Source organism: Streptomyces sp. NPDC001544 (assembly GCF_042894285.1).
Lineage (GTDB): Bacteria > Actinomycetota > Actinomycetes > Streptomycetales > Streptomycetaceae > Streptomyces.
In genome coordinates this window covers 117,101-137,720 of sequence record NZ_JBIAVN010000016.1, presented here as the reverse complement: position 1 = coordinate 137,720, position 20,620 = coordinate 117,101, and the positions used below count along the sequence as shown (strand labels likewise).

Below are 20,620 nucleotides of genomic sequence, written 5' to 3'. Positions count from 1 at the left end.
ACCCGGCAGTCACCCGGGTGGACCGAACCGTGTCCAGGGCGGGGGGCAAATGGCGGCAGGCCCCTCGTTCGTACGAGAGGCCTGTCACTGTCGAGCATCATGGTGCGCCGCCAGGGACTCGAACCCCGGACCCGCTGATTAAGAGTCAGCTGCTCTAACCAACTGAGCTAGCGGCGCCTGCTGACGTCGACAACTCTACCCGACCTCGGGGGGTGCTCCGGACCACCGGAGCGTGGCGGCGTCCACGAGTGGGTGAGGGGTGCGTACATCATTCGGACCGTCAGCATGCGCGTTGCGAACACAGTTGGGAAACTGATCAACGTGCACAGACTAGGACATTTCAACAAGAGCGTCGAAGCGGGATGTGAGGCAGGTCGCATGGTGGCTCCGGTGTTCGAGGACGTCGACCCCGCGAGCGACTGCGACTGCCCCGGATGCGCCCACCGGCGGCGCGTGAGTCCCTCCTGGCCGTCCGGAAGGTTCGGCGGCCACCCGGCGGCCCGGGGGGCCCTCGTGGTGGCCGCCGCGGCGTCCGCCGCCGTCGGCGCGGGCCATCCGGCCGCCGCACTCGCCCCGGCGCACACCCCGGCCCGGCCCGGCGTGCCGCACCTCAGGACGGACGGCGACACGCCCCCCACCCCGCAGGGCGCCAAGACGCCCCTGCACGGCCCCGGCGGCAAGGGCGGCAAGCCCGCCGACCCGGCCAACCCGCCCCCCACCACCCGCACGGAGATCATCAACCGGGCGAAGACCTGGGTCGCCGCGCAGGTGCCGTACAGCATGACCGCGTACTGGTCGGACGGGTACCGGCAGGACTGCTCGGGCTACGTCTCGATGGCCTGGAACCTGGGCAGCAACGAATGGACCGGCAGCCTCGGCCAGTACGGCGTGAAGATCTCCAAGGAGGAGCTGCAGCCCGGCGACATGCTGCTCTTCCACAACCCCGACAACCCGGAGAAGGGCTCGCACGTCGTCCTCTTCGGCGGCTGGACCGACTACACGCACACCTACTACACCGCCTACGAGCAGACACCCCCGCACGCCCGCCGCCAGTCCACCCCGTACGCCTACTGGACCAACTCCGCCAAGTACGTCCCCTACCGCTACAAGGGGGTGGCCGCCGCCGCGGACGGGGCGAAGCAGGACGCGGCCCCGGCGTCCGCCAGGACCGCACGGACCCCCTTCCCGGGGAAGGCGTACTTCGGGCCCGGCGCGGACAACAAGTACGTCACCCAGCTCGGCCGGATGCTGGTCGCCCGCGGCGCCGGGCCGTACTACACCCGGGAACCCGGCCCGCGCTGGTCGGAGGCGGACCGGCGGGCGACCCGGGCGTTCCAGCTCGCCCAGGGCTGGACGGGCACGGACGCGAACGGGCTGCCCGGGCCGCGCACCTGGCAACTGCTGACCACCGGCAAGGGCAAGGACATCACCCCCGGCGCGGCCGGCGCACCCGCCTCGCACGGCGTCGCCGGGTATCCGGGCCGGAACCTGTTCCGCCCGGGCGCGGACAACACGTACGTGACCCGGCTGGCGCAGCAGCTGATCAAGAAGGGCTTCGGCAGGTTCTACCCCCACGGGGCGGACTCCCGCTGGGACGAGGCCGACCGGCGGGCCGTCGAGGCCTTCCAGCGCGCCCAGGGCTGGCGGGGCGGCGCCGCGGACGGCTACCCGGGGCCGGAGACCTGGCGGCGGCTGTTCTCGTAATCGCAGTCCGAAAATCATCTATTCGTGAAGCGTCTGGCGCGGAGGCTGGAGGCACGCATGAGCACGACGACCGAGCACACGTCCGATTCCGAGGGGCCCGCCGGGGACCCGCCCCGGCCGACCCGGCTGATCCACACCGAGGCCACCACCGAGATCCCCGTCCACCTCCTCTTCCGTGACGACCCCGATCCGGCGCCGGTGCCGCTGCGGCCGGCCGTCGTGGGCCGCAGACAGGGCACGGGCGAGCAGCCGCGCCTGAGGCGTCCGGCCCCGGCCAGGCCGCGCCCGGTGCCGGACACCGAGCCCGGGCTGATGGAGCGCCGGGCGCGGGTGCTGCCCGGGGCGGCGGGGGTGGTCGCCGGGATGAGCGGGCTGGCCGGATGCCTCACCGCGTACGCGGGCACCGGACCGGGTCCCGCCCAGTGGGCGGCCTGCGCCGGGGCCGGGACCCTCGGTCTGCTCGGCTTCGGCGGGCTGGCCCGGGGGCGGACCGGGCGGGCCCTGGTGCTCGGCCTGTTCGGCCGCTACCGGGGGACGGTACGGCGCACCGGCCTGCTCTGGATCAACCCGCTGGTGCCGCGCCGCGGGGTGGACGTACGCCTGCGGCACTGGCGCAGCGAGCCGATGCCGGCGACCGACGGCAACGGGGTCGCGCTGCGGACGGTGGTCCTGGTGGTGTGGCGGGTGCGGGACACCGCACGGGCGCTGCTGGGGATCGACGACCACGAGACGTACCTGCGGGAGTGCGTGGAGGCGGCGCTGGCCCGGGTGCCGGTGGCGGCGCCGGGCGGGGCGCGGGGGGCCGCGCAGGCGGCCGGGGAGGCGCTGACCCGGCTGGTGGCGGCCGAGGTCGCGCCGGTGGGACTGGAGGTGTTCTCGGTGCAGCCGGTCCGGGTGGAGTACGCGCCCGAGATCGCCGCCGCCATGCAGCGCCGCCGGATCGCCGCGCTCGACGCGCAGCAGCGCTCCAGCGTGCTCTCCTCGGTCGTGGACTCGGTGGAGGACACGGTCACCCGGCTGACCATGCGCGGGCTGGTCGAACTCGACGACTACGAGCGCAAGGTGCTGGTGCGGGACCTGACGGTGGCGTTCTGCGTGGGACGGGAACCGGCGGTGTGACGGGGATGGACATGTTCGACGAACGGCAATAATCTCCCACTTGGTCTAGACCTGCACAGCTCACTGAATCCCCACGTTCACCAGGAGCGGCAGCATGCGCACACAGACCAAGGTGTCCGCGGCCGTGCTGGGCCTCGCCACCGCCGGAGCCTTCGTGCTCTCCATTGGCGGGGCGAGCGGTCACGGCTACACCGACCTCCCCATCAGCAGGCAGAAGCTCTGCCAGAACGGCACCGTGGCGAACTGCGGCGACATCCAGTGGGAGCCGCAGAGCGTCGAGGGCCCCAAGGGCTTCCCCGCGTCCGGTCCGGCGGACGGCCAGATCTGCAACGGCGGCGTCAGCCGGTTCGCCCAGCTCAGCTCACCGAAGACGCCGTCCGGCGAGGCCTGGCCGACCACGAAGGTGACCGGCGGCAGGAGCTACACCTTCCGCTGGCAGTTCACCGCCATGCACGCCACCACCGACTTCAGGTACTACGTCACCAAGCAGGGCTGGAACCAGAACCACGCCCTGTCCCGCTCGGACCTCAACACCACCCCGTTCCTGACCGTCCCCTACAACGGGCAGCGCCCGCCGGCCACCCTCAGCCACAGCGGCACCCTGCCGAGCGGCCTGAGCGGCCACCACGTCATCCTCGCGGTCTGGACGATCGCCGACACGGGCAACGCGTTCTACGCCTGCTCGGACGTCACGTTCTGACCGCCGCTCAGTTTTCAGAGCTTCCCTTGAGGCGCGCGCGCCGACGGGCGGGGTACGTTCCCGCCACGCCGATCATCAGGAACGGCGTGCGCGTCTCCGGGGGATCTCATGGAAGCCGTGTTCTACGCCGTACCTCTTGTCATGATCGCGTTCGTCGCGTTCGCCGCGGTCCGGCTGTTCGGCCGCTCCCGGCAGATCAGCAGCGCCTGGAACAGCGGGCTCACGGCCGAGGGCCGATGTCTGCGGTCGTACACCACGACCAGCGGCGGTGGGAACACCTCCGTGAGCACCACGCTCCACCACGTCTACGAGTTCACGACACGTGACGGACACACGGTCCGGTTCGAAGAGGCGAACGGCCCCGCGACCGTCCTCGAGGGCGATCACGTGACCGTCCACTACCTGGCGGACCGGCCCGAGCGGGCCACGGCGCACGCCCCCGCGCGAGGCAAGCTCGCCGCGGGCACCGGCTGCATGCTGGTCTTCTTCGGCGTGTTCATCGCCTTGTGCGTCGCCTTCATGTTCGTCACCCATGTCATCTTCGCGGAGTCGGACGGCCTGATGCCGTAGCCCTCCACGGCTGACGTCATGTCAATCGCCGTGCGACGCCATGGACTCCAGGGTGCGCACGGTCACCGGGACGACCATCCCCAGTCCCCGGCTGTGGACCCGCAGGACTGGATCTGGAGCCGGGCGTCGGGTCCGGCTCCCGTGCCGCCGGTGACGCCGAGACAGAGACCGTGACTCGCCAGGTTGCGTATCCGGTAGTGGTTCCGGTGCCCGTACGCCAGGTACCAGAGCTGGTTGTCCTTGTTCGTGCCGTCGCACGAGAACTCGATCACCTTCGTACCGGCCGCCTGGCCCCCGTAGTTCGGAAGGTCCATGCACAGGCCGTCCTTGGTGTTGCGGATGACGAACAGCCGCGCCCCGCCCGGCCCCTTCGGTCCCGAGGTGACCGCGAGGTTCCACATCTGGTTGTCCGTCGAGCCCGACTGGCACTGGAACTGCTGGACCGGATCGTTCTTGGCGCCGGGGCCGTAGTTCGGCACGTCGGCGCAGTAGCCCGTCCCGAGGTTCTTCAGGAGCATGTTGTCGGCGCCTGCGAACACCGCGGGGACGATGACGGTGGACTTCTTGGCGCTCTTCGCAGTCCTGTGACCGCCGGGCCGGGGCTTGCCGTGACCGCTTTTGTGCGCCCCGGCAGCGGGCCCGGACGCGGGTCCGTGGGTGTTGCGCGGCGATGACGAGCGGCCGGGAGCGGATGACGCCGCATGCCCCCCGGAGGGGGACTTCGACCGTGCGGCCGCCGTGGCCGACGGGAGCGCCTTCTGCTGTGGCAGGTAACCGCTCGCAGGGACGTCGGCGGCCTTGAGCGGAGTTCCGTGGGCGCCCTTCGACGACGAGTTCGAGCCGGTCGCCAGGAACGGGATCGCGAGCAGCGCAGCGGCACCGAGGACCGCGCCGACGAACACCACTCTCGGCCGGCCGGACGGAATCCGCGCGCGCTCGCCGGTGTCCGTGGCCGCGGACCGGGGAGGGTCTTCTGGTACGGCCGTCTCGGCCAACGACGGATCGTTCTCCCACAACGCCGGTGAGCCGCTGTCCGCCGGTCTGCCCGTGCGTGCGTCCTTGTCCGCACTCGAGGGCGCGCCGGTCGCTCCGGCCACCGGAACCGCCGCCTGTCGCGGTGGTTGTGACGTGGGGTCAGGGGTGGGTGCCGCGGAGGGGCTGTCGGGTATCGCGGGCAGTGCGACCGCTCGGCGGACCAGTGGACTCCTGGTGGCACCGGCGGCGTCTTGCTGCGGGGACGAGGACAAGCCACGCCCTCCTTCCGAGGGTTCTGTGGTACCTGGCGGTGGATCGGACGGGGACCGCCCTTCGGGCCAGGCAGGTCGGCGCAGGTCGGCCCGGTCGGGACTTCGGCGGGCCGACCTCTTCGATCGTTGGCAACGTTGTCCGAGCGGGCGTCCTGCACGCCCGCTGCCTTGTACTGCCGCTGGGCCGGCCCCTTCGTGGCGAGGGGCGCCGGAAGCCCTCAGATGATGCCCGAGCGTATGGCGTAGGAGACGGCGTGGGCCCGGTTGCGCAGCTGCATGCGCTTCATGAGGCCGTAGAGGATGTACTTGACGGTGCGCTCCGAGTAGGAGAGCTTCCGCGCGATCTCCGAGAGTTCCTGGCCGTCGGCCACCAGGCGCAACACGTCCACCTCCCGGGGTGTGACGCCGGAGGCGTTCAGGCCGCGCGGGGTGAGGACCTCCCTGTGGGTCCACTGCACCTGTTCCAGCAGGGTGCCCTGAAGGGCGGGAGGGAAGCTGCCGCCGCCCGACGCGACGGTGAGCAGTGTCCGGATGAAGGCCTGGGGGGTGAAGGAGTCGCGCCACAGCACGGCGCGCACCCCCCTGTCGACCGCCGTCGAGACGTTGGCGAGCCACTGCCGTCCCACCACCAGTACGAAGCGTGCTTCCGGCCGGTCGCACAGGGTGGGGAGCAGGTCGAGGGCCCCGGCGTCCACGGTGTCGATCGCCGCCACCATGACGTCGGCCTCGTGCGGCTCGTCCACGGGTACCTCGACGACGCGGCGGTCGCTCTTGAGGGAACTGACCAGTCCGGCCCGTGTGACGGCGTCGGGAGCGTGGATCGCCACCCGGATCGTGTCTCTCACCACCTGTTGCGGCATTCGCTTTCCCTTCGGGAACCGTGCTTGTCGTGCGGCCTGTTACAGCTGACGAGGATCGTGTCATGGCGGTATCCGCACCCGGTGTCCATACGGGCAGTCCCCTCTAAGGGCAGGGAAATGTCGCACGAGTGCCCGGCGGGCGAACCGGGCGGAAGCGTTGCTTCTGGTTCATTCCGGCATCGCGGTCCGGCCTGTGGCGCACACCTGACCGGCACAGAGCGGACAACAGCGGTGGGGGGGCGAAGCACCACGGGCCGGGACCCGGCCGTGCGGACGGGGTGCGGCAGTGTGCCTCTCGCCGGGGGGAAGGGAGATATCCGGCCACCGGGCGGTGGCGTCAGTAGTCCTGGGTGAGCACGGCCGTCACGACTTCGGTGCGGGACCGCAGACCGGTGCGCGCCAGCAGCCGGGAGATCCGGTCGGCGACGGCCTTTTCGCTGAGCCGCAGCACGGTGGCGACCTGGCGGTTCGTGAGCCCCTCGGCGATCAGGGTGGCGAGGAGGTGCTCGCTCTCGGCTGTGGCCTCTTTGCGGCCGGGGACGGGGAGTCCGGCTTCGCGCAGCGCCGTCCTGGTGTGGAAGCGCCACAGCGCGGACCCGGTCCGCTGGAACAGTTCGTAGGCCTCGTGCAGCAGGGTGGCCGGGCCCGCGCCGTTGCCGGCGGCTGCCGACAGGGTGACCGCGGTCTCGAACGGCTGCGACCGGGAGCGGGCCAGCTCCACCGCCTCCCGCAGGTCCCGTCGGGCTCGGCCGGGGTCGTCCTGGCGCCGGACCTTCGCCGAGGCCAGCAGGCAGAGCAGGCGTGAGCGGTCGCTGCCGAGCTGCTCCGCCACCTTCTGAAGGCGCTTCAGGCAGGCCGCCGCCTCACCGGTGCGGCCGGCTTCGGCGTGCAGGTCGGCGAGGGCGGCCCACAGTTCGTCGGTTCCGAAGACGTGTCCCCGGGCGTTCGCGGCGCCCAGGCCGCGGCGGAGCGACTCCGCGGCGCCGGACAGGTCGCCGAGGGTCCGCAGCACCTCGGCCTCGGCACTGTCCAGGGAGTGCTCGAGGGGACCGTCCGGGCCGCCCCGTGCGTCGGTGATCAGGCGGTGCGCGTTGTTGACGCCGCCCCGGGCGAGGAGGATGGCCGCGGTCCGCGCCGCGAGCGGATAGCCGTCGGTGGCCGACGACAACGCCTGACCGGTGGCCAGCAGCCAGCGGGCATGTTTGAGTGCCTCGTCCCAGCGGCCCTCCAGGTGGTGCCAGAGGAACAGGCTGTACGGTGGGAGTGCTTCGGGCGCCAGCCCACGGTCGGACAGCAGGGCACGCACCCCCTGCAGGTCGCAGGAGCAGAGCAGCTGTTCGCACTGGACCACCGTCAGCACGTACCGCAGGTCGGGAGGCAGCTCCAGCAGCTCCGGCGAGGTGAGTGAGCGCGTGAACAGCTCGGGTCTGCCCACCATCAACTCACCGACGACGCGGTAGGCTTCGAGAGTGGGTACCACACGCTCGTCCGTGGTGGTGTGCCATACCGACTCGGTCCCCTCCAGCAGATCCAGGGCCTCCCGCCACCTCCCGAGCTGGCACAGGGCCACCGCCCTGCCTCCCACGGCCACCCCGGCGGGCAGCGGCAGTCTGTCCCACCACCGCGCCGCGGCCATCCGCTTCAGGAACGCCCAGTCCTTCTCGACCGCTGTCGCTGACGCCAGCACACCGGCGATGCCCTGGAGCACCGGCACGGTGACACCGTCGGGAGGCGTGCGCAGCAGTGACTCGGCGATCGACCGTGCCGCCGGGTAGTCGCCCGAAGCGTACGCGGCCCTCGCGTTCCGCAGCAGGGCCGGACCGCGGGCCGCCGGGTCCTCGATGAGGCGGGCCGCCGCCCGGAACCAGCGCAGCATCCCCCGGCCGCCGAAGTCGGGCCACTCGCGTTCCGCGATCGCGGTCAGCTCCGCCACCGCGCGGTCACGGTCGACCAGGGGACCCGCGTCCGCGATCCGGTCCGCCAGATAGAAGTCCGCGTGCGGCTGCGGGAGCGCGACGGCCACCCGCCGGGCGCCGCTGCCTCCTTCCGCCGTGTTCCACAGCGCCTCGACCGCGGCGGCGGACAGCCGGCTGCGTTCCAAGGGGCCCAGCCGGGCTTCGACGACGCGGGCCGTCAGCGGCACGCGGAACGCCCAACCGCCTGCCGCGGCGCCGTCCCGGCGGGGGAGTTCCTCGATGATCCCCGCCTCGGTCAGGTCGTGGACGCCCTCGGCGACAGAGGCGTCGGACAGTCCGGTGGACGACGCGATCAGCTGCGGGGCCCGGGGGCCCAACGGCCACAGCACGCTCAGCGCGCCGGCCACCGTCCGGCCGGGTTCGCCCAGCCTGTGCAGCGGGGCGAGGAACGGGGCACTGTCCGGCAGGGCCGGCACCGGGACGCCGACGGCCAGGAAGGCGTGACCCCCGACCACCCGGATCGCGTCCTGCCGCGTCCACGCGGTGAGCAGGGCGTCCATCGCCCCGGGGACCCCCTGGGTGAGTTCGTGCGTCCGCCGGACGAGCGCGTCTTCGGGACTCGCCCGGAACCGTCGCGCCAAGGCGGTCGCGATGTCGTGGGGCAGCAGGCGCGGGAGGTCGATGGTCCGCACCACCGTGCCGTCCGCCGGCCGGTACCCGGCCAGGCCGGGCGCATGGGGCTTCACCGACCGGCCCGCCGACACCACCAGCCGGACGCCCGGACCGATGCGCGCGGCATCGAGTTCGCCGAGGACGGTGAGCGAGTCGGCGTCACCGTGCTCGATGTCGTCGACCACCAGCACCGTGGGTCCGCAGTGCGTCAGAGCGGCGGTGAGCGCTTCAGCCGCCGCCGTCCGGTCGCCCTTCTCGGCAGCGGACATCAGGTCCGCCACCGGCCTGCCGTCCGACTGCTGCTGCGCCGTGCCGGACTGGGGCTTCAGCAGCGTCGTGATCAGGCGCAGAGCCAGCAGCAAAGGGTGGTGCTCATCGCCTGGCACGCACGCCAAGAACAGCGCGCCGGTGCCTTCCGCGCGCAGTCGTCCATGAACCGCTCGCAGTAACGAGCTGCGCCCCGCCCCCGGTTCGCCCCGGACGTACACCAGGCGCGGCCCGTCCGGATCACTCAGCAGGCCGTGGATCGCGTCCAGTTCCGACTCACGTCCGACCATGCGCTCCCGCGTGCGGTCCACGTGTGGCGACGTGTCACCGTGGACCACGTCTGTCGTCACTGTCCGATCAGTCACTTCCGACCGCGCCTTTCGCTGAACGGTGCACAGCAGGCGGGTGCGCCCGGTCCTCCCGGGCGGACTCCAGCGGACGAACGTACGTCCACGGCAGTCATTATGGCCGCCCGCACGACGCCTTGGCCGTCAGACGGGGCGGCGCGCGAACCGCGCCGGTGTCGTCCCGTACTGCTTCTTGAAGGCGCGGACGAAGTGGCTGCTGTCGGTGAAGTGCCACAGCGCGGCGGCCTCGGAGACGGTGAGGCGTGATCCCGGGGCGGTGAGCGCGGTGGCGGCCGCCTCCAGGCGTCGGCGGCGGATGTAGGCGCTGAACGACTCGTCGAGACTCGCGAAGGCCCGCTGCAGGGTGCGGACGGAGACATGCAGGTGCGCGGCGACCGTGCTCGGGGAGAGGTCGGCGTCGGTGAGCCGGGTGTCGGCCAGGTCCTTGGCCGCCTGGGCCAGCGACGGGGTGAAGGCGGGCTCGCAGTCGTCGAACTGGTCCAGGGCCAGTCCCTTGGCGAGTTCCAGCAGGGCGTTGCGGGAGGCGTGCGCCCCCGCGGGGCTGAGCTCGCTCACGGTCCGCTGCACCATGCCGGCGTGTGCCATGAGGATCTGCGCCGCGGGCGAGGTGGCCTGCCCGATGCGTGGTCTCCCGGCGACGAGGGACCGCAGGGCGTCGCCGGGAAAGTTGAACATGCGGGTGCCGATCTGCGGCGTGGTGTGGAAGTGGTTCTCCGTCACGACGTGGTGCATGAAGTAGGTCCCGGCCGTGACGTACGCGTCACCGCCCTGGTCGTGCGGGTCCTGCAGGGCCACCGCGCCGCGCAGCCCGACGTACAGCCTGACCTGGTCGTGCTCGTACGTCCCGACCGCCCGGGTGCTGACGGGAGAGGAGGCCCAGAGTTCGTTCACGGCGATGTCGTGCAGGGCCACCGACTGCATCGTTCCCTGGAAGCCCTCGACTGTGGAAGCGCTGAACTCCGGCAGGGGGTAGAGGTCTCCCAGGCGGTCGTTCCAGGTGCTGATGAACGGCTCCCAGGTGCCCCGGCCGGTGCCGGTGGTGCTCGCGTCGACGGCGAACGTGCCCGTCGCGCCGCCCGGACCAAGGAAACGCGGCTCGCTCCTCATGCTTCCTCCGCGCCGATGAAGATGTCGCCTCAATCCCATCTGGTGTCGCAACGGTACACGCTCCCTCCGCACCACCGTCCCTACTCTTGGCTGCACTTGAACAGTCAACGATCTACTGTCCGTCGGCCGCGCCAGTGCGGTCGACCGACTCCGAAGGCTGTGATTCGCAGATGTGGGAGGAGTGCTCGTGCGGCACCGTGCGCCTCTCGTCGGGCGGAACCACGAGGTCGACGAAGTGGCCCGGATCCTGGGCTCCGCCGGTACGCCGGCGCAGACCCTGCTGATCAGCGGCCGGGCCGGCGTGGGGAAGACCGCCCTGCTGGAGCAGGCGCGGCTGGTGGCGACGCGGAACGGCGCCAAGATCGTGCCGATGAACTGGGAGGACACCGAGGAGCCACCTGGTGTGGCGGCCCTGGCCGATGCGGTGTGCGACGTGCTCGCCAGGATCCACGACGGTTGGCTGCCGGCCCGGATCACCGCCGTACGCCGGGTCCAGTGGCGCATCACCCACCGCGGTGGTGAATCGGTCCTGCTGAAGACCATGGGTGAGGTACTGGCCGACGCCGCCCGGTCCTTCCCCTTCGCTGTCGTTCTCGACGACGTGCAGCGGATGCCGCCGCAGACCGCCTCCGCTCTGGGGGTGCTCCTGCGCGCCTTCCGCCCTGCGGACATCCCCGTGGTGATGGCCGGCCGTCCCGCGGCCGCGGCACGGGCCGGCGGAACCGGCTTGGCGGCGACGGCCGACCGGGTGCTGGAACTGCGGCCGCTTCCGCCGTCCGGGATCGGCGAGCTGGCCGTGTGGTGGGCCGGCCGGCCCGTCGAACCGGCGCTGCTCACGGCGCTGTCGCGGGCGCTCGGGCCGCTGGCCGGAAACCCGGAGGCGGTGCTGTCCCTGCTGACCTGCTGGCGCGAGAGTGGCCGCCTGCTCGAACTGGACGGCACGCTCTGCGTGTTGGAGTGCACGGACCGGCTGGGCCCGCTCAGCCGGCCGGACGGACTGCTCCAGCTCGTGCGGCCCGGCATGGACGCCGAGTCCGTGGAGCTGGCCGCCGCGCTGGCCCACCTGATCGATGGCGGCGAAGTGCGTGTCGACGACCTCCACTTCATGTGGCCGGACGACGGGGCACACGCCGCGGCGGTCGCCGCCGAGGTGGACCGGTTCGTCAAGGACGAGGTGCTGACCGTCGACGACGACCGCCGCCTGTCGTTCCCCGTTCCCGCGCTGGCCGCGACATTGCGGACGCTGCCCGAGCGAAGCGATCCGCCGCGCGTCCACGCCCGGATCGTCACGTCGGTGACCGACCGCATGGACGCCGCCACCGCGGGCGCCCGCTACCCGTATCTGGCCGATCACGTCGCGGCGGCCGGCCCGTTGCTGGACGACGGGATCGCGGTCCCGCTGCTGCTCGCCGCCGGCCGCAACTACGCACCGTCGGCCCTGCGGCGGGCCACGCAGGCCTACCGGTCGGCACTGCGGCGGCTGTCCCCCGGTGACCCCAGGACGCCGGGCGTGCTCCGCGAGACCGCCGAACTCAGCCTGCGGTACGCCGACTACGAGGAGGTGCTGGAACTCGGTCAGCCGCTGCTCGCCTGTGTGGAACGGTGGGCGGACCACGCGCCCGCCGGAGGCCGGTCCGGCGGGCACCGGACCGCCCTGCAACTCTCGGTCCGGTTATGGGTTCTCGCGGCGCTGCACGAGCACCGGTTCCCCTCCTGCCAGGGCGACGGCGAGCGATACCGAACCGCGTTGGAGCAGATGCCGGCCGTGGCGAGGGCGGTGTCGCTCGCCGGGCTGTACGGGATCGGTCCGGTGGCCCTGACGGCATGGGACGACGTCGAGCCCCCCGGGCCCACCCCGGGTTGCGCCCACGGCCCGCTGCCCGCGGACGTCGAACTGCGGCTGGTGGCCGCCGCCGTGGGCGGCAAGGCGGAGCTCGACCGCGCGCGGCAGGCGCTGCCGTCGGGCGCCGTCACCGACGAGGCCCTCGACCGGCTGCGGAACGCCGCGGCCTACGGGGACCTGGCGGGCGCCTTCGCAGCCGTGCTGGGTGACCGTTACACCGGAGCCGGACACAGCACCGCCATCCGTTACCGGGCGATGGTGCGTGACTACCTCCAGGGACGCTGGGACAGCGCCCTGTCCTCCGCGCGCCGGATCGAGACACGCAGCCGCCCCGACGGCGCGGTCGGGCCGGGGCAGCTGGCCCGGGCGCTGGCGGCGGAGATCCACTGCATGCGCGGTGAGCTGGGGCACGCCCGCGCCTGGCTGGACCTCATCCCCGACGACGTGGTCCATCCACTGGTGGACCGGGCGCGCATCGCCGTGCGGTACTGGTCGGGGCAGACGGACGAGGCGCTGGCGGGCGGATGGCTCGCCGTGCGCCGGGCACTCAAGGACGGCACGCTCGCGGGCGTGGAGCGGGTGCTGCTGCGGATTCTCGTGGTGGCCGTGCTGGAGGAGCGGCCGGAGACGGCGCGGCAGGCGCTGGAGGAGCTGGAGGCGCTGCACGAGGAGGAGGCCTCGCCCATGAGCCGGGAGGCGGTGCTCATCGGACGTGGCCTGGTGCATCGTGACGCGGGCAGGGGCCTGCCGGCCGCCCACCGGTCGCTGGCCCAGCGGGGCGACACGCCCCTGGACCTGCTGTGCTGCTACTGCCTGCTGGCGGTCGGCGACGACCCCCAGCCGTGGTTCGTCGAGGCGAGGCGGATCTCGGACATGATGGCGATCGGGCGGCCGGTGCGCGCCGTGATCGACCGCATGGCGCAACGCCGGAACGTGTCGCTGCCGAGGCGCCGTTCGGCGAGCAGCGGGCTCAGCGAGCAGGACATCAGCCTGATCGAGCTGGTCAGCGGCGGAGCGACCAACCGGCAGATCGCGGCCCGGCTCTCGTGCAGCGAGAAGACCGTGGAGCAGCGGCTGACCCGGTTGTACAGACGTACCGGGTGCCCTTCCCGGGTGAAGCTGGCCGCGGCCTGGCTGGACGGCGGTCTGGCCCGGCTGGGGCTGGTGCCGGACACCGCCGGTAGCCAGGGCGGACCCGTCCCGGGAAACGGCGCGACCGCGATCTGACAGCCCGGTCGGCCCCCTCCGGGGGTCGGACACCGGCCGCAGCCGTTGAACGCGCAGGCAACATCCGTGGTCCGCACGGACAAAGTGTCCGTCCGGCTCCGGACTTCGTCCGGGCCGGTTCCTAGGGTGGGCGAGCAGCCATGCTGCGGCTCGCGAGACCCGCACCGCCACACCGTGCCGGTGCTGCCGCGGAACCCTGAAAGCCCCCACTCCGCAGGAGACAGCCTCATGAGCACCGTGGTCGTGAAGCGCTCACCTCGTGTTCCCGGCCCCGAGGCTCCGGAGGACCAGATCGAGCTCGCCGAGCCCCCGATCCTCCCCGAACCCCCGACCGCCGACCTCAGCTCGGCGCTGGTCTTCCTCCCGATGCTCCTCGGCGTCGGCGCCATGGTCATGATGTTCACCCTAGGTGCCCGTTCGACGACCACGTACATGATGTCGGGGATGATGGGCGTCGCCATGATCAGCATGGGGCTCGGCCAGCTCGGCCGGCGCGGTGCCGACCGGCGCCGGAAGATGCGCGCCGAACGCCGGGACTACCTGCGCTACCTGGCCCAGGTGCGCAGGCGGGTCCGGCAGTCCGCGGCCGAGCAGCGGGCGGCGGCCCAGTGGGACAACCCGCGCCCGCAGGACCTGCTGGTGCTGGCCGGCCAGACGCGGCTGTGGGAACGCAGGGCCGGTCACGAGGACTTCGCGGACGTGCGCATCGGGCTCGGTTCCCGCCGCGCCAACCTGGTCCTGGTGCCGCCGGGGACCAAGCCGGTGGAGGACCTCGAACCCCTGTCGGCGATCTCGCTGCGGCGCTTCACCAAGGCCTACCAGTCGGTCGGGCACCTTCCGGTGACGCTGCCGCTGCGCCGGTTCACCAGCGTGGAGGTCGCCGGCGACGGAGCCGCCGCGCTGGGTCTGCTGCGCGCCGTGATCGGGCAGTTGGCCGTGCTGCACTCGCCGGACGAACTGCGTGTCGCGCTGCTCTCCGACGCGGTGGGACGCGCCGAGTGGGGCTGGCTGAAGTGGCTGCCGCACAACCTCCACCCGTACGAGGAGGACGCGACCGGGCCGCTGCGACTGGTGGCGGAGGACCCCGACACGCTGCTGAGCCTGCTCGGCCACGAGCTGACCGACCGCCCCGACCACGAGCCCGACGCCGTCCCCCGGGTAGGTGAACCCTTCGTCGTCGTGCTGGCCTACCGGGTGCACATCCCGGAGACCTCGCGGCTGCTCGGCGCCGGACTGCGCAACGTCGTCACTCTCGACGCCACCGGCGCCATGACCGGCGGACCGCACGTACTGCGGCTGACCCTCCAGGACGGCACCGTCCAGTTCCCCGCGGGCGACACCGTCGTCACCGCCGAGAGCGACTCGCTGTCCCCCTCGGCGGCCGAGTCCCTGGCGCGCGTCCTGGCCCCGCTCCGCACCAACGGCGGCGTCGACCTCGTCGACCAGCCCCTGGAGACCGACTTCGACCTCAGCGCCCTGCTCGGCATCCGCGACCCGCGCTCCTTCGACGTGGCCGCGCTGTGGCGCACCCGCAGCCCGCAGAGCACCCGCCTGCGGGTACCGATCGGCATCACCGAGGACAACGAGGTCCTCGAGCTGGACCTGAAGGAGTCGGCACAGGCCGGTATGGGCCCGCACGGCCTGCTGATCGGAGCGACCGGCTCCGGCAAGAGCGAACTGGTGCGCACGCTGGTCATGGGTCTGGCCGCGACGCACTCCTCCGAAGTGCTGAACTTCGTCCTGGTCGACTTCAAGGGCGGCGCGACGTTCCTGAACATGGACCGCCTCCCGCACACCTCCGCGGTGATCACCAACCTCGCCGACGAACTGCACCTGGTCGACCGTATGCGCGACTCGCTGAACGGCGAGATGATGCGGCGCCAGGAACTGCTGCGGGAGAGCGGCTACTCGTCCCTGTTCGAGTACGAGAAGGCCAGGCTGGGCGGCACCCCCCTCGCGCCGCTGCCGTCGCTGCTGGTCGTCGTCGACGAGTTCTCCGAACTGCTCGCCAACAAGCCGGAGTTCATCGACCTGTTCGTCAGCATCGGCCGCCTGGGCCGATCGCTCGGCGTCCACCTGCTGCTCGCCTCCCAGCGCCTGGACGAGGGCCGCATCCACCGGGTCGAGGGCCACTTGTCGTACCGGATCGCGCTGCGCACCTTCTCCTCCATGGAATCCCGCAGTGTGATCGGCGTGGGCAGCGCCTACGAGCTTCCGTCGGCGCCCGGCAACGGCTATCTGAAGATCGACACCAGCAATCTGGCCCGCTTCAAGGCGGCCTACGTCTCCGGCCCCTGCCCGGCGTCCCCCACCGTCTCCGGCGGCCCCGCCGAGACGGCACAGGGCAGCGACGAGATCGTCGCGTTCGGCATGGAGCAGCGCCTGCCGCCGTCCCTGGACGCGTCGGAAGAGGCCGCGGAGATCCTCGTCCAGGAACCCGGGACACGGGCCACGGAGCCCGCGTCGGACGACGAGGAGAGCCTGCTGGAGGTCCTCGTGGGCCGGCTGGAGGGCGCCGGCCCGCCGGCCCGCCAGGTGTGGCTGCCGCCGCTGGACGTCCCGGCCACCCTCGACCAACTGCTGCCCGGCATCGTCCCCGACCCCGAGCGCGGCATGAGCGCGAGCGACCACCCGGCGCTCGGCAAGCTGCGCGTGCCGATCGGCATGGTCGACCGGCCCTTCGAACAGCTCCGGGAACTGCTGGTGGCCGACCTGTCGGGCGCCGACGGGCACATGGCGCTCGCCGGAGCACCGCAGACCGGCAAGTCCACCATGCTGCGCACCCTGATGCTCGCCCTCGCCCTCACCCACACCCCCCGCGAAGTGCAGTTCTACTGCCTCGACTTCGGCGGTGGCGGACTCCAGTCCGTGGCCGGACTGCCGCACGTCGGGTCCATCGCCACCCGGCTGGACCGCGACCGGGTGCAGCGCACCGTCGAAGAGCTCACCCAGCTGCTGGAGGTCCGCGAGCGGCGCTTCACCGAACTGGGCCTGGAGTCGATCGCGGCCTACCGGGGCAGGCGCGACAGCGGGGAGATCGACGACCCCTACGGCGACGTGTTCCTCGTCATCGACAACTGGGGCACCCTCAAGCAGGACTTCGAGGACCTCGAACCGCGCATCACCGATCTGGCCGCCCGCGGTCTGTCGTTCGGACTGCACGTCGTCGCCTCGGCGGTGCGCTGGTCGGAGATCCGGCCCCGGGCCCGCGATCTGTTCGGCACCAAGTTCGAACTGCGGCTCGGTGACGGCGGGGAGTCCGAGCACGGCTCCAGGGTCGCCGCCACCGTCCCCCACCAGCCGGGCCGCGGACTCACCAACGCCAAGCTGCACTTCCTGTGCGCGCTGCCGAGGCTGGACAGCTCCCCGCGGGGCGACGACCTCACCGCCGCGACCAAGGCCGCCGTCGCCGAGATCGACACCTTCTGGACCGGGCGCTCGGCCCCCGGGGTGCGGCTCCTGCCCACCCAGCTGCCGCTGGCCAAACTGCCGGCACCGGAAGGAGACCTGCGGGTGGCCCTCGGCTGGGACGAGCAGCGGCTCGCCCCCGTGTGGCACGACTTCGGCACCACGCCGCACCTGCTGGTGTTCGGCGACAGCGAGACCGGCAAGACGAACGTGCTGCGCCTGGCCATCGACGCCATCACCCGCCGCTTCACCCCCGACGAGGCCCGCATCCTCCTCGCCGACACCCGCCGCGACCTGTTCGGCGCCGTTCCCGAGGAGTACCGGGTCGGCTTCGCGGTCGACGGCGACAGCCTCACCCAGCTCGCCGGCAGCGCCGCGGTGTCGGTCGGCAAACGAGTCCCCGGGGCCGACATCGCGCCCGAACGGCTGGCCCGCCGCGACTGGTGGACCGGGCCCCGGCTGTTCGTGCTCGTCGACGACTACGACCTCTACGGCGGCGGCCCGGGCATGGGCACGCAGTCACCGCTGAACGCCCTGGCCCCGATGCTCGCCCACTCCGTCAACATCGGGCTGCACCTGGTGATCTCCCGCTCCACCTCGGGCGCCTCCCGGGCCATGATGGACCCCGTCCTGCGCCGCATCTGGGAACTGGGCAGTCCCGCCCTGCTGCACTCCTATCCCAAGGAGGAGGGCAAGTTCATCGGCGAGGCCCGGCCCCGGACGCTTCCCCCCGGCCGCGCCCAGCTCGTCACCCGGCGCGGCATCCGGCTGATCCAGGTCGGATACGCAGGCCCCTGACGGCGGCCCCCGCCACCCGCCCACGCCACCGTCACCCCCCATGTCCTCCAGGAGCACCATGACCACCGCAGTCTCCGCCCCCGGCGCCCGCCGGACGGTCAGCACGGAGGTGTGCCGGCTGACGATCGCCGGCCCGGTCGGCCGTGCCGACCTCGCCGTGCCCGTCACCACACCCGTCTCCGCCCTGCTGGCGATGCTGATGCGGCACATCCCCACCGACCTCGGCCGGGGCGTCGGCACCTGGACACTCCAGCGGCTGGGCGAGCCCCCGCTGGACATCGACGCCACACCGCAGAGCGCGGGACTGGTCCACGGCGACATCCTGTACCTGCGCCCCGCCGACGACCCGATGCCGGAGCTGGAGTTCGACGACGTCGCCGACGGCGTCGCCCACGCCGTCGCCTCCCGCCGCGACCGGTGGCGTCCGGAACTGACCCGCCGTCTCTTCCACTCCCTCGCCGCCCTCGTACTGGCCGGTTTCGCCGTGGCCGTCCCCGGCACCGCGGACGGTGCGCTCGTACCCGTGCTCTACGCGATCGCCGCCATCGCCCTGTGCGTCGGCGGCGCCCTGGACCAGCGGCGGCCCGCCGACCGGACCACCCTGCTGATCACCGGCCTCGGCACCGGTGTGTTCTCGGCCCTGACCGGGCTGACCGCCCTGCACGGCGAGGCCGGCCTGCTGTCGCCCCACCCCGGTGACATCATGCTCGGCGGGGGATGCGCCGCCCTGATGTCCGCGGTGTTGCTGGCCCTGCCCCGGCTTTCCCTGACGCTCACCAGCACGATGCTGCTCACCGCCGTCCTCGCCACGACCGGCGGCACGCTGTCCGCCGCCTTCGGCCTGGACGCGGCCGGCAGCACGGTGACGGTGGCGGTCGTCTTCTTCCTGCTCGGCCACCTCGCGCCGAGGGCCTCGCTGCGACTGGCCCGGCTGCGCGTCCCGCAACTGCCGCGCAACGCCGACGAACTCCAGGAGGACATCGACCCCCAGGAGGAGCACCTCCTCAGCAGGCGCGCCGCCAACGCCGACGCCATGCTCACGGTGATGAGCATCGCCACCGGGCTGCTGTGCGCGACCGCGTTCGTCCTGCCGGCCCGGCACAGCGGCTGGCTGCACTGGCTGTTCGCCCTGGTCCTCTCCGGCGCGGCACTGCTGCGCTCGAAGAACCTGAACGGGACCTGGCAGCGCGTTCCGATGGCCCTGTGCGGCGCGCTCGGACTGCTCACCGTGGTGTACTCGTGGGCGTCGGCCGCCTCCCCCTCCGTCGGGTGCGCGCTGCTGCTGGCCCTGCTGGTGGCCGCCGGAGCGCTGCTGGTCGGAGCGTGGCGGCTGCCCACGACCCGGCTGCTTCCGGTGTGGGGGCACATCGCGGACATCCTCGAGGTGGTCACCGCGCTGGCCCTGCTGCCCCTGACACTGCAACTGCTGCACGTGTACGCCTACTTCCGCGCCATGGTCAGCTGAGGGGGGAGCCGTGCAAAGCCGACGCGACCACCTGCACGCCTACCAGTTCGCCACCGGCCGTCTGGCCTCGGCCCTGGTCTCCGGTGACCCGGGAACCGGCGAGACACCCATGCGCCGGTCCGGGCTCGGCAGCATGTTCGGCGTCATCGCCGCCGTCCTGCTCGTCCTCGTCTCCGTGGTCTACGGGGTGATCAAGCCCGTCGACAACACGTCGTGGAAGAAGGCCGGCGCACTGGTCGTCGAGAAGGAGACCGGCAACCGCTACCTCTACGCCGGCGGCATGCTGCACCCCACCGCGAACTACGCCTCCGCGCTCCTGCTGGCCGGCGGCAACACCGCCGTGCAGCAGGTCTCCCGTGCGTCGATGGACGACGTGCCCCGGGGGGCGCCCCTGGGGATCCCGGGCGCCCCCGACGACGTCGCACTGCCGTCGTCGCTGCTGACCGGGGCGTGGACCGACTGCCTGCGCACCGGCTCCGGTCCGGGCGAGGCGCTCGACTTCGCCCCGCGGTCCGCCCGGGGCGTGCCGGACGACGCCCGGGTCTTCGTGTCGGGCCCCGGCGGGACCCGCTACGTGCTGTGGCGGAACACCAAATACCCCGTCGACGGCCGGTCCTCGGTCGTCGCCCTCGGCCTGGACACCGAGCAGCCCGTCAGCGCTCCCTCGGCCTGGCTGGACGCGCTGCCCACCGGCACCACCATCGCTCCCGCCCGGATCCCGAAGGCCGGCACCGAGGGCGGCACCCTGGGGGGCGCCGCGGTACGGGTCGGCCAGTTGTTCCGCACCGTCGTCAACGGAACCGACCACTTCTACGTCCTCAGGGACGACGGTGTCGCCTCCCTCACCGCCACCGAGGCCGCGCTGCTCGCCGCGGCACCGGGCGGCAAGGACGCCAGGAAGGTCAGCCCCACCGACATCGCCGCCGTCCGCGCCTCCTCCGACGACTCCCTGCTGCACCGCATCCCCGACCTGCTGAACGGCACCGACGCCACCGCCGACGCCGGGTCCGCGCTGTGCCTGCTGCGGACCGTGGACCACTCGGGGGTGCGCAGCCGGATCGTACGGGAGACCGGACGCGTGACCGCCGCGGGCACCCGGGTCGTCGTCCCGCCGGCCCACGCGGTCCTCGCCGTTCCACCGAAGAAGCCGGGGGACTACGGCACCCCGGAGCCCTTCCTGATCACCGAGCAGGGTGTGAAGTACCCGCTCGTCGGCCAGGCCGTGGACGCCCTCGGCTACAGCGGGATCACCCCGCGGACCCTCCCGGCCGCCACCCTCGACCTGATCCCCGCCGGCCCCCGGCTCAGCCGGGCCGGGGCCGCCGCCGTCGTCCAGGGAGGCAGCTGAG

The 20,620-nt window shown here is 72.5% G+C and carries 12 protein-coding genes and 1 tRNA gene; 8 read left to right on the top strand and 5 right to left on the bottom strand.

Annotated elements, in window-relative coordinates:
* Positions 1-100: 100 nt before the first annotated feature.
* Positions 101-177: transfer RNA gene (locus ACFY0F_RS31100), tRNA-Lys, on the bottom strand.
* 201 nt (positions 178-378) lie between these two features.
* Between ACFY0F_RS31100 and ACFY0F_RS31095 the strand changes: the two genes are divergently transcribed.
* The 4 genes from ACFY0F_RS31095 to ACFY0F_RS31080 all read left to right on the top strand — a co-directional run bounded on the left by ACFY0F_RS31095 (position 379) and on the right by ACFY0F_RS31080 (position 4,093).
* A complete protein-coding gene (locus ACFY0F_RS31095) occupies positions 379-1,704 on the top strand; it encodes a peptidoglycan-binding protein (RefSeq protein WP_388801605.1) in 1,326 nt (441 codons plus the stop codon).
* 57 nt (positions 1,705-1,761) lie between these two features.
* Positions 1,762-2,823 (top strand): SPFH domain-containing protein, encoded by a 1,062-nt coding sequence (locus ACFY0F_RS31090; protein ID WP_388801601.1) that lies wholly within the window; start codon positions 1,762-1,764, stop codon positions 2,821-2,823.
* Positions 2,824-2,917: 94 nt separating this feature from the next.
* Complete coding sequence (locus ACFY0F_RS31085) at positions 2,918-3,523, top strand: lytic polysaccharide monooxygenase (RefSeq protein WP_388801599.1); 606 nt, start codon at positions 2,918-2,920, stop codon at positions 3,521-3,523.
* A gap of 108 nt (positions 3,524-3,631) precedes the next feature.
* The gene (locus ACFY0F_RS31080; RefSeq protein WP_388801596.1) at positions 3,632-4,093 is read left to right on the top strand and encodes a DUF3592 domain-containing protein; all 462 of its coding nucleotides are present in this window, start codon (positions 3,632-3,634) and stop codon (positions 4,091-4,093) included.
* 62 nt (positions 4,094-4,155) lie between these two features.
* Here ACFY0F_RS31080 and ACFY0F_RS31075 read toward each other — a convergent pair whose 3' ends face one another.
* From ACFY0F_RS31075 to ACFY0F_RS31060, 4 genes are all read right to left on the bottom strand, one after another.
* On the bottom strand, positions 4,156-5,190 hold the full coding sequence (locus tag ACFY0F_RS31075; protein WP_388801593.1) for an RICIN domain-containing protein: 1,035 nt from the start codon (positions 5,188-5,190) through the stop codon (positions 4,156-4,158).
* Between the two features lie 368 nt (positions 5,191-5,558).
* On the bottom strand, positions 5,559-6,185 hold the full coding sequence (locus ACFY0F_RS31070) for a LuxR C-terminal-related transcriptional regulator (protein WP_388801590.1): 627 nt from the start codon (positions 6,183-6,185) through the stop codon (positions 5,559-5,561).
* A gap of 352 nt (positions 6,186-6,537) precedes the next feature.
* The gene (locus tag ACFY0F_RS31065; protein ID WP_388801587.1) at positions 6,538-9,345 is read right to left on the bottom strand and encodes an AAA family ATPase; all 2,808 of its coding nucleotides are present in this window, start codon (positions 9,343-9,345) and stop codon (positions 6,538-6,540) included.
* A gap of 201 nt (positions 9,346-9,546) precedes the next feature.
* Positions 9,547-10,530 carry a helix-turn-helix domain-containing protein gene (locus ACFY0F_RS31060; protein WP_388801584.1) on the bottom strand — a complete coding sequence of 328 codons (984 nt, stop codon included), beginning with the start codon at positions 10,528-10,530 and terminating at the stop codon, positions 9,547-9,549.
* Positions 10,531-10,717: 187 nt separating this feature from the next.
* Here ACFY0F_RS31060 and ACFY0F_RS31055 point away from each other — a divergent pair, with 187 nt between their 5' ends.
* The 4 genes from ACFY0F_RS31055 to eccB all read left to right on the top strand — a co-directional run bounded on the left by ACFY0F_RS31055 (position 10,718) and on the right by eccB (position 20,619).
* Complete coding sequence (locus tag ACFY0F_RS31055) at positions 10,718-13,600, top strand: AAA family ATPase (protein ID WP_388801581.1); 2,883 nt, start codon at positions 10,718-10,720, stop codon at positions 13,598-13,600.
* 228 nt (positions 13,601-13,828) lie between these two features.
* A complete protein-coding gene (gene eccCa, locus ACFY0F_RS31050) occupies positions 13,829-17,806 on the top strand; it encodes a type VII secretion protein EccCa (protein ID WP_388801579.1) in 3,978 nt (1,325 codons plus the stop codon).
* Between the two features lie 58 nt (positions 17,807-17,864).
* On the top strand, positions 17,865-19,271 hold the full coding sequence (gene eccD / locus ACFY0F_RS31045; protein ID WP_388801576.1) for a type VII secretion integral membrane protein EccD: 1,407 nt from the start codon (positions 17,865-17,867) through the stop codon (positions 19,269-19,271).
* Between the two features lie 10 nt (positions 19,272-19,281).
* Positions 19,282-20,619: a type VII secretion protein EccB gene (gene eccB, locus ACFY0F_RS31040; RefSeq protein WP_388801573.1), complete on the top strand. Its 1,338-nt coding sequence runs from the start codon at positions 19,282-19,284 to the stop codon at positions 20,617-20,619.
* Position 20,620: the final 1 nt, after the last annotated feature.

Bases quoted from the DNA above. Each gene is read 5' to 3' on its own strand.
- ACFY0F_RS31065 (WP_388801587.1), bottom strand. From the start codon at position 9,345: ATGGTCGGACGTGAGTCGGAACTGGACGCGATCCACGGCCTGCTGAGT.
- eccCa (WP_388801579.1), top strand. From the start codon at position 13,829: ATGAGCACCGTGGTCGTGAAGCGCTCACCTCGTGTTCCCGGCCCCGAG.
- ACFY0F_RS31080 (WP_388801596.1), top strand. From the start codon at position 3,632: ATGGAAGCCGTGTTCTACGCCGTACCTCTTGTCATGATCGCGTTCGTC.
- ACFY0F_RS31060 (WP_388801584.1), bottom strand. From the start codon at position 10,530: ATGAGGAGCGAGCCGCGTTTCCTTGGTCCGGGCGGCGCGACGGGCACG.
- ACFY0F_RS31090 (WP_388801601.1), top strand. From the start codon at position 1,762: ATGAGCACGACGACCGAGCACACGTCCGATTCCGAGGGGCCCGCCGGG.
- ACFY0F_RS31085 (WP_388801599.1), top strand. From the start codon at position 2,918: ATGCGCACACAGACCAAGGTGTCCGCGGCCGTGCTGGGCCTCGCCACC.
- eccD (WP_388801576.1), top strand. From the start codon at position 17,865: ATGACCACCGCAGTCTCCGCCCCCGGCGCCCGCCGGACGGTCAGCACG.
- ACFY0F_RS31095 (WP_388801605.1), top strand. From the start codon at position 379: ATGGTGGCTCCGGTGTTCGAGGACGTCGACCCCGCGAGCGACTGCGAC.